Here is an 11,397-nt window from a genome sequence, read left to right as displayed (position 1 = left end):
GGTCGCCAACGTCGCCGCCGCCAACGCCACCCTCGACCCGCGCGGCATCGCCCACCCGCGTCCGTACCAGATCAAAAGCCACCGACGAAAAGACCCAGGTCACCGCCGATCCGCCGGCCCACCGTCGCGCCGGGCAGAGGTGATCTGCTCGGCCCACGGTGATCGACAGTGGCGAGGACAAGAAACGGGGCGGCGGGAGCCCAACTCCCGTCCGCCCCGAACGTCTGCGCGGGCCCGTCGAGTTCGTCGGCCGAGCGGCGGAACTTGCGCAGTTACGCCGACTCGTCGCCACCCCGCCCTGCCTGATCCTGCTGGAGGGTGAGCCCGGGATCGGCAAGAGTCGACTCGTCGCCGAACTGCTCGCCGAACTCCCCGGGCGACACCTCGTCGGCGAGTGCGACGACGTGCCCGAGCCCTTCCCGCTCGGCGTGCTGCTGGACGCGATCCGGGGCAGCGCCGACCGACTCGGTCCGCTCAACCCGGTGGCCGGCGCCCTCGCGCCGCTACTACCCGAACTGGTCGACGTCCTGCCGGACGCCCCGCCTCCGTTGACCGACCCGGCGGCCGAACGACATCGCCTGCTCCGCGCCGTCGCGGCGGTGCTCGCCGCGCTGAGTCCGGCCACGCTGTTGCTGGAGGATCTGCACTGGGCGGACCCGGCGACCTGCGAACTCCTCGCCTACCTGAGCACCCACCCGGTGGAAGGGCTGGCAGTGGTGCTGACCGCGCGTACGGCGACGCCGGGAAGCAGTACGCCGATCCACGACGCCCTGGCCCGGACTCCCCCGTGGAGCGTCACGCGCGTTGCGCTCGGCCCGCTGGACGCCGCCGACGTACGCCGGTTGGCGGCCCGCACCCTGCGCCTCGACGATCCGCCTCAGCAGCTGACCGCCACCCTGCTCGACCGCACGGCAGGCATCCCGTTCGTGGTCGAGGAGGTGTTGCGGACGCTCGCCGAGCGGGGCGGCGACCCGTTGGCCGACGACAGTGTCCCTTTCGTCCTGCGTGACGTGCTGCTCTGGCGGCTGCGTCCGCTCGACGAGGCCACCCGGGAGGTGCTCGGCGCGGCGGCCGTACTGGGGATGACGCCTGATCAGCGCATCCTCGCCTCGGTGCTCAGCCTCGATCGGGTGGCGATCGGCGCGGCGTTGACCGCCGCGCACCGGGCGGGCCTGCTGCACGACGCCGGGGACGGCCTGCGGTTCCGGCACGACCTGGCCCGACAGGTGGTATACGACCTGGTGCCCCGGGAGATCCGGGAGTGGCTGCACCTGCGGGTGGCGCGGGTGTTGGAACAGGAGCTGCCGAGGCCGGTGGCCCAACTGGCGCACCACTACCGTCGAGCCGGCAGCGGGGCAGACTTCGTCCGCAACGCCGAGGCGGCCGCCGACCTCGCCACCGAGCGCGGCGACGACGCTACAGCGGCCAGCTTCCTGCTCCAGACGATGGACATCGCCGAACTGCCCCGGCCGGTACGGGTTCGGCTCGCCGCCAAGTTGGGCCGGTCGGCCATCGACGGACTCAGCCAGGCCGAGGCCATCCCGGTGCTGGAACGGCTGCTCGCCGACCGGCGGCTGCCGCCGGGTGCCCGAGGTGAGCTGGGTCTGGTGCTCGGGCGGATGCTGCGACAGCAGGGCGAGGCGCTGCGCGGGTACACGGAGATCGAGCGTGCCGTGCCGTACCTGCGCGCGCCGCGCCGAAAGGCCCCGGCGCTCGCGGTGCTGGCGGCCCCCGACACCGTCGTCGGCCGGCACGTCGACGACCACCTGGCCCGCTGCGCGGAGGCGGAGACCGCCGCCGCGGCCAGCGGGGACCCGGCGGCGCACCTCGCGGTCCGCATCGCCCGAGCCTCGTTGCTGCTGGAGCTGGGCGACCCGGCGGCGTGGGCGATCATCTCCGAGCTGCGCGCGTCCGCCGACTTGGCCGACCGGCCCCGCGAGCACGCGCGAGCCTGCCTGAACTGGGCGCAGGGCGCGCTGCACGCGGGTCACCCGGAGCAGGCCGAAGCGTTGCTGGCGGCCGGTCGGGCGCTTGTCGACGAGACCGGGTACGAGCGGCTGGCGTCCCTGGTGGAGGCGACCGAACTGTCACTGGACCGGGCCGCCGGCCGGCTGGACGGGCTCGCCGAACGGCTCGGCCGGTTGGTGGCCAACGCCGAGCGGATGCCGGTCACCCTGCTGGACGCGCGGGCCGAACTGGCCACGGTGCTGGCGCTCGTTGCCGGCACCGGGCACGGCGGCACCGCCGAGGGACGCAACGAACACGGCGGCACCGCCAAGGGACGCAACGACCTCCGCAGCACCGCCGGGCGAGGCGACGACGTGGAGGTCGCCGAACGGGCGCTGCGGGATGTGGTGGCCGACGCTCGGCGGGTCGGCGCGATCTGGCCACTGGTGCAGGCACTCTCGGCGCTTGCCCGGCTGCTGCTCCTCGACAGGCCGGACGAGGCGGTCCGGCACGCGGCCGAGGCGCTGTCGCTGGTACGCGGAAAGGGCGTCCTGGCCTGGGCCGCCGAGGCCGTGCTGGTGTTGGCCGAAGCGGCAGCCGCGACTGGTGAACCGGCGCGGGCGGCGAGTGCGGTGGCCGAGTTGGAAGCCGGGATCGCCGACCGCGAGGCTCCACTCGCCCTCGCCGCGCTACGTCGATGCCGGGAGTTCGTCCCGGCCTGAACCGACGCGAAGCCGAGCCGACCTGTGGCCGACTGGACCGGGCCGTCACCACCGGCGCGTTCGCGGTCGCCACCAGGGGCGACTGGGAGGGCCTGCCCGACCGGGCGGAGCTGGCGCTGCTGGACCACGAGCCGGGCGGTACGGTCCGCTGACCGGGTGGTGGGCGGTCACCGCTGATCGGCAGGACCGCCCGCCACCACCCCCGTAGATCGTTTGGAGGAGCGAGATGGAGCTGACCGAGCCCACCGTCTGGAGCACCGACCGGTTGGAGTTGGGCGAAGGGCTGCGCTGGGTCGACGACCGCCTGATCCTCGTCGATCTGCTGGCCGGACGATTGCTGGAAACCGACGGCGACGCCCCCGCCGCGCTACGGGAGGTACGCCGTCTCGACGTTCCGCTCGGCGCGGTAGCCCCGGTGGCCGGCCGGCCCGGTGACTGGCTGGCCGCCGCCGGAACCGGTCTCACAGTGCTGCCCGCCACCGGTGACCCCCGACCGGTCGCCGACCTGGTCGCTGACGCACCCGTTCCCACCCGGATGAACGACGCGGTCGCCGACCCGCACGGCCACTTCTGGGCCGGCAGCATGACGTACGCGATGACGCCCGGCGGCGGCACGCTGTTCCGGCTCACCCCCGGCGCGGCACCGGTGCCCGCGGTCACAGGACTGACCATCCCGAACGGACCGGCGTTCGACGCCACGGGCACCACCATGTACCTCGCCGACACGCCGCGCGGCGAGATCGACCGGTTCACCGTCGACCCCGCGACGGGGGCCCTGAACGGGCGGGAGCCGTTCCTCCGGTTGCCCTCCGCGGATGGCGGCCCGGACGGCATGACCGTCGACGCCGCCGGTCACCTCTGGATCGCGCTGTGGGGCGGTTCGGCGGTCCGCCGCTACCGGCCGGACGGGACCCTGGAGCAGGAGATCCGGCTGCCGGCGAAACAGCCGGCCGGGATCTGCCTGGGCGGCCCCGACCTGCGGCGACTCTTCATCGGCACCGCCCGGGTGGGGCTGGACACGCCCGGCCCGGAAGACGGAGCGCTACTCGCGGTGGACGTCCCCGTTCCCGGCCTGCCCGCCGCCAGGGCCGCCGCGCCGGTGGCCTGACCGAACGCGGACCGGCCCGCCCTCCGGCTCCGCTGTCCCTTCCGGCTCCGCTGACTGGCGACGCATACCGGACGTCCGGGCGGGAATAGCAGCGGTGGAGCGGGACATCCGGCGGGTCGGAAGGGGCGGGCGATGAGCACCGTGGGGCGGACGTCATGAACGGGCCGGTCGGCGACGAGCCGATGGGCGAGCTGGAGTTGGTGCACACCTTCACCGGCCCGATGCCGACCGGGGTGAGCGTCTCGCACTCCGGCCGGATCTTCGTCAACTTCCCGAAATGGGGCGACGAGGTGCCGGCCACGGTCGTCGAGCTGCGCGACGATCAGGAGGTGCCCTACCCCGACCAGGCCTGGAACGACCCGTCCGGCGACAACGACGCGGGTGCGTTCGTTTCGGTGCAGAGCATCGTGGTGGACCCGGCCGACCGGCTCTGGGTGCTGGACACCGGCAGCCCGATGTTCCAGCCCACCAAGCCGGGCGGCCCCAAGCTGGTCCGGATCGACCTGGACACGGACACGGTCGCCCAAGTGATCACCTTCCCGGCGGACGTGGCGCTGCCGACGACCTACCTCAACGACGTCCGCTTCGACCTGCGGCGGGGCGAGGCGGGGGTCGCGTACATCACCGACTCGGCGGACTCCGGGCCGAACGGGATCATCGTGGTGGACCTGGCCAGCGGGGCCTCCTGGCGGCGGTTGCACGACCACCCGTCCACAAAGGCGGAACCGCTGACGTCGTTCCGGCCGGTGGTGGAGGGCCGACCGTTCCTCGAACGGCCGGCCGACGGCCCGCCGAAGCCGGTGAGCATGGGCTCCGACGGCATCGCCATCTCCGCCGACGGCGAACGGCTCTACTACTGCCCGCTGGCGTCCCGACGCCTGCACAGCGTGTCCACCGAGGCGCTGGCCGACCCGGGCGTCACCCAGGAGGCGGTCGCCGCCACAGTGGTCGACGAGGGCGACCGGGGCACCGCCTCGGACGGGTTGGAGAGCGACGACGCGGGGCGGCTCTACCTCACCTCGTACGAGCACAACGGGGTGCTCCGTCGACTGCCCGACGGCGAGTACGAGACCCTGGTGCACGACCCACGGCTGCTCTGGCCGGACACCATGTCGGTGGCCACCGACGGCTACCTCTACGTCACCGCCAACCAACTGCACCGGCAGCCGCAGTACCAGCGGGGCAAGGACCTGCGCCGCAAGCCGTACGCGTTGTTCCGCACCCGCATCGACGCCGGCCCGGTGCTGCTGCGCCGCTGATCGGGCCGGCGCGCCCGTCAGCTGGCGGGCACTGTGCGGTCCAGGAGGTCGAACAGGGCGGCCCAGTGACGCTCGGTGGCCTGCTCGTCGTACGCCGGGGTGTCGGCCATGGTGTAGCCGTGGTGCGCGCCCTCGTACACCTCGGAGCGGTAGCGCACACCGGCGGCGTCGAGCGCCTTCTCCAGCGTGGCGATCTGCTCGGGCGTCATCGACTGGTCTGCGTCGGCGTGCCCGAGGTACAGCTCGCCGGTGATCGAGGCGACGCCCAGGTGTGGGCTGTCCGGCGCCTCGGTGACGATCCGCCCGCCGTGGAAGCTCGCCACCGCGGCGATGCGGTCCGGGTGTGCCTCGATGGCCCGCAGCGCGTTCGTGCCGCCCATGCAGTAACCGGTGATGGCGACCGCTCCCGGTCGGACGTCGTCGCGGGCGGCCAGGAAATCGAGGAACGCGGCGGTGTCCCGGCTGATCACCTCGGGGGTCAACGCGCCGACCAACGGCATGATCTTCTGGAACAGCGCGCCGCGCTGATCCGCGTCGCCCAGCCGGGACAGGTCGAACAGCGGCGCCCGGCCGGCCCGGTAGAACAGGTGGGGTGTCAGCACCAGGTAGCCCCGGGCGGCGATCCGCTCGGCCATCTCGACCAGGCGTGGACGCGGGCCGAAGGCGTCCATGAAGAGCAGCACCGCGGGGAACGGGCCGTCTCCGTCGGGCCGGCTCAGGGATGCGTCCGCGACTCCGTCACCGGTCGGGATGTCCACCGTCGTCGTCTGCACTGTGCCTCCTCGTACGCCGATCTTGGTCCGCCTGGAACGCTACTCCCCGTGTCGGCCCGGCCGGCAGCTTCCCCGAGCCAGGGACCGGTGATCCCTGGACAAGGCCACCCTGGGTACCGGCCGGCGACCGATCCAGGCTTGTCCACGACCGATGAAGGACACCGTCGACCTGGGGGATGTCGTGCTCGACCTGACCGTTCCGGACCTGACTGGAAAACTCGCCGTCGTGACCGGCGGCAGCGACGGGCTGGGCCTCGGCCTGGCCACCCGGCTGGCGCAGGCCGGCGCCGAGGTGGTGCTGCCGGTCCGCAACCCTGCCAAGGGCGCCGCCGCGCTGGACGCCGTACGGGCCGCCGCACCGGGCGCCGTCGTGTCGACCCGGCAGCTGGACCTCGCCTCGCTGGACTCGGTGGCCGCGTTGGCCGACACGCTGCTGGGCGAGGGCCGGCCGATCCACCTCATGATCAATAAGGCGGGCGTGATGACACCCCCCACCCGGCACGTCACAGCGGAGGGCTTCGAGCTGCAACTCGGCACCAACCACCTGGGCCACTTCGCGCTGACCGGACGGCTTCTGCCGCTGCTCCGCGCCGGGCGGGCGCGGGTCACCACCATGTCGAGCAGTGCCGCCCGCTCCGGCCGGCTGGACTGGGACGACCTGCAGAGCGACAGCAGGTACGCGTCGATCCGCGCCTACAACGCCTCCAAGCTCGCCACCCTGCTGTTCGGGCTGGAACTGGACCGGCGCAGTCGAGCCGGCGGCTGGGGAATCGTCAGCAACGTCGCCCACCCGGGCACCACGATGACGAACCTGTACGCGTCCGGTCCCAACCTTGGCCGCAGCCGGCCCTCGCTGCACCACACGGTGATGAGTCGGCTGGCCCGTTGGGGCTTCCTGGTGCACTCGGTGGAGGCCGGGCTGCGCCCCGCCCTGTACGCGGCCACCAGCCCGCAGGCGCAGGGCGGCCGGTTCTACGGCCCGGACGGGCTGGGTCAGTTCACCGGAGCGCCGACCGAGTTGACCGTCTACCGTTCCGCCCGGAGCATCGACGACGCCGCCCGCCTCTGGGCCGTCTCGGAACGGTTGGTGGGCGTCGGGTTCTCCGGCAACTGACCGGAGAGCGCACCGCGTGAACGCGGCGTCAAGATCTGGCGGTGGCCCGTCGAAACGGCGTATCGACTGGCGCACCGCCGTCGCCCGGTGGTGACGATGGGTCCACGAGTCCTTGGCGGATGACACGCTGGGAACAGCCGCAACCGCAACCGCCGCACGAACGGGAAGGACCAACCCGACAATGGACGAGGCCCCGATAATCTTCGCCGTTCCGGTGCGCGACCTGCCGGGACGGCTGGTGCGGACGGTGCGGACCGGCCGCTCCCCACAGGGGCGACGGGTGGGCATCGCCTTCACCCGCCCCGAGCTGCTGGTCGCCGCCATGGGCGCGGAGCAGCCCTGGGAGGAGCTGTGCGAGTCGGCACTGCGGGGCATGCTGCGCCCGCTCGGGACCGAGGTGATCCAGGTCGACCCGCTGCTGGTGGCACCGCCGCTCGATCTGAGGACCGCCGCTCGATCCGAGGACCGCCGCCCGCCCGGAGACCGCTGCCCGTCCGGAGACCGCTGCCGTTTCGAGCGGTCAGGCCCGGACGAAGCGCACCGCGTCGGCGATCACGTGGCCGTCGGTGTCCTCGGTGCGGATCAACACGCTCCCCTCCGTGCCCGCCGTGAACGGGTAGGTGCCCAGCGGTACCCACTGACCCCCGGACTGCCGCTGGTCGACGGTCCGGGTGACCAAACCCCCGGAATACGCGATGTCCACCGGCACATTGCTCGCCCGGTTGGGGTCAGCGGTCCAGCGCAACTGCACCGTCCACGACCCGGAGACCGGTAGCGTCGGGCGGAACCGCAGCCGGTTGACGCCCTTGGCGGTGTTGCCGTCGTGCTCGTAGTCCCCGCCGTAGTAACCACCGATGCTGGTGCTGCGCAGCCACGTTCCGGCCCGGGTGATCCCGCTGGTCGACGCGTTGTCCAGGATCACCTCGCTGGTAGAGCCCCACTCCAGCACCGCGCCGTCCTGGCGCAGCCGGGTCTGGAGGGCCGGCACGGAGACGGCCTGCACGGCGAGGTTCCCGGCGAGCGCCAGGGACGCCGCGGTGGCCGCGGCCTGCCCGAGGATCATGAACACGGGTTCCATCCGGATCGAGCCGTAGGCGATGTGACTCGCCGAGAGGCAGACCGGCACCAGCAGGTTGGCGCACTGCGCCTCGTGCGGCACGATCGCGCGGTAGCTCACCGGGTACGGCGCCGGCACACCGATCTGCACATCGCCCTCGTTGCGCACCTTGCCGTCGACGACCACCCGCTGACAGTTGTGCGAGTCCATCGTGTAGCTGGCCAGGCCCACCGAGTCGGTGGCGCGTACCCGACCCCGACAGTCGGCCTCGGTCATCACGTACCCGGAGATCATCCGGCGGGCCTCGCGGATGTAGAGCAGCGGCGGCCAGCCGCCCGTGCCGGTGAACTCGTCCACCGGCAGCCCCCACCGGGCCGTCGAGTCGCGAACCGACGCCGGCAGTCGGCTGTCATTGGCCAGGAACCACATCAACCCCTGCTGGTACGTGCGGTGCTCGGCGATGATGCTCTCGCGCGTCGCCCAGCTCGCCGTCGGGTACGCGTAGTTGAAGCCGATGTTGTCGGTCGACACGGCACCGTTGTTGTTGGAGTCGGTCTTCCCGCCACCGACCGAGTGGGTGGTGAAGTACGGTCCCGCGTAGCCGGCCTGGATGTGCCGCAGCAGCAGCTCGTACCGGATGGGGTCGTAGCCGGACGGCTTGCCGAACGGGATCCGGCTGGCGGCCTGGGTCAGGCACATCCGGAAGCAGTACGCCTGGATCCTGTCGTCGCCGCTGCCCTGCGGGGCGAGCGGGGTGGCGGAGATGCCCGGCAGCAGTCCGCTGGTGGGCGAGCCGGCCGTCACGTACGGGTCGACGGGGTAGGCGAACTGGTGGGTGTTGCGCGACTGCACCCCGTTGATCGTCTCGCCGTAGGTGTCGTTGGACTCCCGCCCGACGGTGAACCCGACGCCGGCCATGGCCAGCAGATCGCCCTCGTAGGTGGCGTCGACGAAGACCCCGCCCCGGTAGATCGACCCGTCCTCGGTGCGCAGCTCGGTGATCCGGTTCCCGGTTCGGCCCAGGCCGGCCAGCCGGGCGTCGACGACCACCGGCACGCCCGCCTCGGCCAGCATCTCGGCGAAGACGGCGGTGGCGACGTGCGGTTCGAAGGTCATCCGCAGTGGCGACGTCGACGTGAGGGTTCCGCCGTGGTACTTCACGTACACCCGGCGGTAGAACTCGGCGGCGAGCCCGCCGATGGACGCCTGGACGCCGGTGTCGGTGGCGCCCAGCCCGGCGGTGCTCAACCCGCCGACGTGACCGGTGGGCTCCACCACCACTGCGGTGCGGCCGAGCCGGCGCATGGTGATCGCGGCGGCCAGCCCGCCGGAGGTGGCGCCGTAGACGACAAGGTCGGCGGTGGTGACGGCGGCTCGGGCGGGGGCGGCCCGGAACGGGTCGGTGAGACCGGCCAGGACGAGGCCGGCACCGCCGGCGACCAGCAGCCGACGACGGGACAGGGGCAGAGGCACGGACACGGCGGGCTCCCGAGGGGTAACCGGTGGAGGGGACGGTTACAGAAGCACGCCGCTGCCGCTGCGAGCGAAATTCTTCAATCTCTTCGGGCGGGTGTCAACGGTTCACGGCCGGTAGCGGTAACCCATTCCCGGCTCGGTGATGAGGTGGCGGGGGCGGGCCGGGTCGTCCTCCAGCTTGCGCCGTAGCTGGGCCAGGTACTGCCGCAGGTAGTTGGTCTCGTTCTGGTATTCCGGCCCCCACACGTCCTGGAGGAGCTGACGTTGGCTGACCAGCTTGCCGGGGTGACGCAGCAGCTTCTCCAGCACGCTCCACTGGATGGGGGTCAGCTTGACCTCGGTGCCGTCGTCGCGCCGCACGCTGTGGTCGGCCAGGTCGACGGTGTGCTGGCCGATCCGCAGGGCCGGCACCGCCTCGCTGGGCGCGCCGAGACGGCGGGTCACCGCGCGGATGCGGGCCAGCAGTTCCTCGACGCCGAACGGCTTGGTGACGTAGTCGTCCGCGCCCGCGTCCAGCGCGGCGACCTTGTCCTCGCTGCCGGCCCGACCGGAGAGCACGATGATCGGCACTGTGGTCCACCCGCGCAGGCCCCGGATCACCTCCACGCCGTCGATGTCGGGCAGGCCGAGGTCCAGCACCACCAGGTCGGGCGGGTGGCTGGCGGCGGCCTTCAACGCGGCGGCCCCGGTGCCGGCAACGTCCACGTCGTACCGGCGAGCGCGCAGGTTGATGCGCAGGGCACGCAGGATCTGCGGTTCGTCGTCGACGACCAGGATGCGCGTCATTCCTGCGGCCCCTCCGAGCTGGTCGGCGCGGCGGGCAGCCGCAGCACCATGGTGAGCCCACCGCCGGGCGTAGTCTCCGGGGTGATGCTGCCACCCATCGCCTCGGCCAACCCCCGGGACAGGGCAAGACCGAGACCGACACCCGTCTGGTTGTCCCGGTCGCCGAGACGTTGGAACGGCAGGAAGACGTGCTCCCACTGGTCCTCCGGGATGCCCGGCCCCCGGTCGATCACCCGCAGCTCGACCTGGCCGGCGTGGGCGCTCGCGGTGATCGTGGGCGGCTGACCGGGCGGGCTGTACCGCAGCGCGTTGGCGACGATGTTGACGAGCACCCGTTCCAGCAGGCCCGGGTCCGCGGTGGCGGCCGGCAGGTCGGCCGGAATGTCAGTGCCGACCGTCGCGGCCACCGGGCCAAGTTCGTCAAGCGCCAGGGGTACGGCGTCCTCCAGGCCGATCGCGGTCGCCGAGATGCCCAGCACGCCCGCCTGGAGCCGGCTCATGTCCAGCAGGTTGCCGACCAGCCGGGCGAGCCGGTCCAGCGACTCCTCGGCGGTCTCCAGCAACTCCTCGCGGTCGGACTCGTCGAACTCGATGTCGTGGCTGCGCAGGCTGGTCACGGCCGCCTTCGCGGACGCCAGTGGGGTACGCAGATCGTGGCTGACCGCCGCGAGCAGCGCGGTGCGCATCCGGTCGGCGGCGGCGAGGGGCCGGGCGGTGGCGGCCTCCTCGGCGAGCCGTTCCTGGCGCAGCGCGACGGCGGCCTGGGCGGCGAACGCCTCGACGATGCGCCGGTCGGCCGCCTCCAACCGCCGGCCGCTGAGCACGACCGTGATCCGCTCGTCGACCGGCACCGCGGTCTCGCCGGCGTCGGGTGTGCACGCCGGCTGCTCGCCGACGCTCGCCACCACGCACCAGGCGTGCTCCTCGCGGGCCCGCTCCGGTCGCCCGCTGGCCTCCTCGGCCAACTCCAGCACGCTCACCGCGCGCAGCCCGAAGGTCTCCCGGAGCTGATCGAGCAGGGCGGGCAGCGGACGTTCGCCGCGCAGCACGCCACCGGCGACGGCGGCGAGGGCCAAGAAGATCAAGACGGGCTACACCACCGACGCCGACGCCCTGCAGTGGCTCTACGCGCAGCAGCCGCACCCGGTGGTGGCC

At 72.7% G+C, this 11,397-nt stretch carries 8 protein-coding genes and 2 pseudogenes; 6 read left to right on the top strand and 4 right to left on the bottom strand.

Translation table 11 applies throughout. The features are described 5' to 3' along the window. Window positions 1-158 precede the first annotated feature (158 nt). The 4 genes from ABZ749_RS17850 to ABZ749_RS17835 all read left to right on the top strand — a co-directional run bounded on the left by ABZ749_RS17850 (window position 159) and on the right by ABZ749_RS17835 (window position 5,036). Complete coding sequence (locus ABZ749_RS17850; protein WP_357229013.1) at window positions 159-2,669, top strand: AAA family ATPase; 2,511 nt, start codon at window positions 159-161, stop codon at window positions 2,667-2,669. Next, entirely contained in the window at window positions 2,645-2,821 is a 177-nt protein-coding gene (locus ABZ749_RS17845; RefSeq protein ID WP_357229011.1) for a hypothetical protein, read from the top strand. The genes ABZ749_RS17850 and ABZ749_RS17845 overlap by 25 nt, the downstream gene beginning before the upstream one ends. 74 nt (window positions 2,822-2,895) lie before the next feature. Beyond that, window positions 2,896-3,777 (top strand): SMP-30/gluconolactonase/LRE family protein, encoded by an 882-nt coding sequence (locus ABZ749_RS17840; protein ID WP_357229008.1) that lies wholly within the window; start codon window positions 2,896-2,898, stop codon window positions 3,775-3,777. Between the two features lie 155 nt (window positions 3,778-3,932). Beyond that, window positions 3,933-5,036, top strand: a complete 1,104-nt coding sequence (locus tag ABZ749_RS17835; protein WP_357229006.1) for an L-dopachrome tautomerase-related protein — start codon at window positions 3,933-3,935, stop codon at window positions 5,034-5,036. Window positions 5,037-5,053: 17 nt separating this feature from the next. Here the strand turns inward: ABZ749_RS17835 and ABZ749_RS17830 are convergent, their stop codons facing one another. Next, a complete protein-coding gene (locus ABZ749_RS17830; protein ID WP_357229003.1) occupies window positions 5,054-5,809 on the bottom strand; it encodes a dienelactone hydrolase family protein in 756 nt (251 codons plus the stop codon). 151 nt (window positions 5,810-5,960) lie between these two features. Between ABZ749_RS17830 and ABZ749_RS17825 the strand changes: the two genes are divergently transcribed. Both ABZ749_RS17825 and ABZ749_RS17820 read left to right on the top strand, forming a co-directional pair. Then, on the top strand, window positions 5,961-6,923 hold the full coding sequence (locus ABZ749_RS17825) for an SDR family oxidoreductase (RefSeq protein ID WP_357229001.1): 963 nt from the start codon (window positions 5,961-5,963) through the stop codon (window positions 6,921-6,923). Window positions 6,924-7,104: 181 nt separating this feature from the next. Then, window positions 7,105-7,329: pseudogene (locus ABZ749_RS17820) on the top strand (SAV_915 family protein); the annotation flags it as partial. Between the two features lie 114 nt (window positions 7,330-7,443). Here ABZ749_RS17820 and ABZ749_RS17815 read toward each other — a convergent pair. The 3 genes and pseudogenes from ABZ749_RS17815 to ABZ749_RS17805 all read right to left on the bottom strand — a co-directional run. Further along, the gene (locus tag ABZ749_RS17815; protein ID WP_357228999.1) at window positions 7,444-9,459 is read right to left on the bottom strand and encodes an FAD-dependent oxidoreductase; all 2,016 of its coding nucleotides are present in this window, start codon (window positions 9,457-9,459) and stop codon (window positions 7,444-7,446) included. Between the two features lie 102 nt (window positions 9,460-9,561). Next, on the bottom strand, window positions 9,562-10,242 hold the full coding sequence (locus tag ABZ749_RS17810; RefSeq protein ID WP_357228997.1) for a response regulator: 681 nt from the start codon (window positions 10,240-10,242) through the stop codon (window positions 9,562-9,564). Continuing rightward, window positions 10,239-11,312 (bottom strand): annotated as a pseudogene (locus ABZ749_RS17805) (ATP-binding protein); the annotation flags it as partial. The gene ABZ749_RS17810 and the pseudogene ABZ749_RS17805, both read right to left, overlap by 4 nt. Window positions 11,313-11,397 lie beyond the last annotated feature (85 nt).

The organism is Micromonospora sp. NPDC047753 (assembly GCF_040642735.1).
Lineage (GTDB): Bacteria > Actinomycetota > Actinomycetes > Mycobacteriales > Micromonosporaceae > Micromonospora.
This window is presented reverse-complemented; position numbering and strand designations above follow the sequence as displayed.

Coding starts and splice junctions, on each gene's coding strand:
- ABZ749_RS17810 (WP_357228997.1), bottom strand. CDS start 10,242: ATGACGCGCATCCTGGTCGTCGACGACGAACCGCAGATCCTGCGTGCC.
- ABZ749_RS17825 (WP_357229001.1), top strand. CDS start 5,961: ATGAAGGACACCGTCGACCTGGGGGATGTCGTGCTCGACCTGACCGTT.
- ABZ749_RS17840 (WP_357229008.1), top strand. CDS start 2,896: ATGGAGCTGACCGAGCCCACCGTCTGGAGCACCGACCGGTTGGAGTTG.
- ABZ749_RS17845 (WP_357229011.1), top strand. CDS start 2,645: ATGCCGGGAGTTCGTCCCGGCCTGAACCGACGCGAAGCCGAGCCGACC.
- ABZ749_RS17835 (WP_357229006.1), top strand. CDS start 3,933: ATGAACGGGCCGGTCGGCGACGAGCCGATGGGCGAGCTGGAGTTGGTG.